Consider the following 1,450-nt stretch of genomic DNA (forward strand, 5'->3'; position numbering starts at 1 on the left):
GACGGAAAAACAGCGATTTCTGCTTCTGATGATCATACCCTGAAAATCTGGGACATCGAGACAGGCCGGGAACTGAAAACTCTCACCAGTCATAGTTCCGGGGTAAATGCAGTGGCGATCGCGCCCGACGGAAAAACCGCGATTTCGGCTTCATACGATAAAACCCTGAAAATCTGGGACACCGACACAGGCTCAGAACTGAAAACTGTCACGGCTCATAGTTCTAGGGTAAGTGCAGTGGCGATCGCACCGGACGGTAAAACAGCGCTTTCCAGTTCATGGGATCATACTGTGAAAATCTGGGAGACCGAGACAGGCGCCGAACTTAGAACCCTCACCGGTCATACTGACTCGGTAAAAGCAGTGGCGATCGCACCAGACGGCAAAACAGCGATTTCGGCTTCAAGTGATAACACCCTGAAAATCTGGGACACCGAAACAGGCACCGAACTGAAAACTCTCAGCGGTCATCATCACTGGGTAAATGCAGTGGCGATCGCACCGGACGGAAAAACCGCGATTTCGGCTTCATACGATAACACCTTGAAAATCTGGGACACGGAGACAGGCTCAGAACTGAAAACTCTCACGGGTCATAGTTCCTCGGTAGATGCAGTGGCGATCGCACCAGACGGTAAAACAGCGATTTCCGCTTCATACGATAACACACTCAAAGTCTGGGATGTCAAGACAGGCACCGAACTTAGAACTCTCATCCGTCATACTGGCTGGGTAGATCCAGTCGCGATCGCACCAAATGGCAAAACCGCGATTTCCGCTTCAAGGGATAACACCCTGAAAATCTGGGACACTGAGACAGGCACCAAACTTAGAACCCTCACCAGTCATACTGGCTGGGTATATGCAGTGGCGATCGCCCCTAACGGCCTCATAGCGGTTTCAGCTTCATCGGATTACACCCTCAAAATCTGGGATTTGCCTACCGGCAAAGACGTTGCTAGTTTCAGCGGAGATGCTGAGTTTAATTGCTGTGTGATCGCCCCTGATGGAGTGACAGTTGTAGCGGGCGATCTATCGGGCCGGGTGCATTTCCTGCGATTGGAGGGAGTTAGCGGCGGGCGTTAATCGGATTTTTGGGTCGATTCGGGCGATCGAATTTGAAATCCTCGGCGGTTAAAATCCCGGCGGTTGGAAACCGCGTCTACACAAACGATGTCCGCCTCCGCGGACGAAGAGGGTATTCGGAGATGGAAAATTATCGGGTGAAATCTTCAACCCGCGTCGGCGGGTTTTGTCTGTGTAGCCGCGGTTTCAACCGCCGGGGTTTTTTGGTTTTTGATTGATTGGGGCGATCGACTTTTTGGGGAATGTGCGATCGGGTTTTTGGGGAAAGGGCGATCGACTTTTGGGGAAAGGGCGATCGGGCGATCGACACAATACCAATCAATTTGTAGGGGTGAAGCATTCGGGCGAAAATTGTTGATTCCCA

At 51.7% G+C, this 1,450-nt stretch carries 2 protein-coding genes; one reads left to right on the forward strand and one right to left on the reverse strand.

Translation table 11 applies throughout. The features are described from left to right. On the forward strand, positions 1-1,086 hold a 1,086-nt coding region (locus tag QT974_RS16850; protein WP_333469591.1), incomplete at its 5' end, for a WD40 repeat domain-containing protein. A gap of 146 nt (positions 1,087-1,232) precedes the next feature. Here the strand turns inward: QT974_RS16850 and QT974_RS16855 are convergent. Next, the coding region (locus tag QT974_RS16855; protein WP_333469592.1) for a hypothetical protein at positions 1,233-1,450 on the reverse strand (218 nt) is incomplete at its 5' end.

It is taken from the genome of Microcoleus sp. BM001215392 (assembly GCF_036700185.1).
Lineage (GTDB): Bacteria > Cyanobacteriota > Cyanobacteriia > Cyanobacteriales > Microcoleaceae > Microcoleus.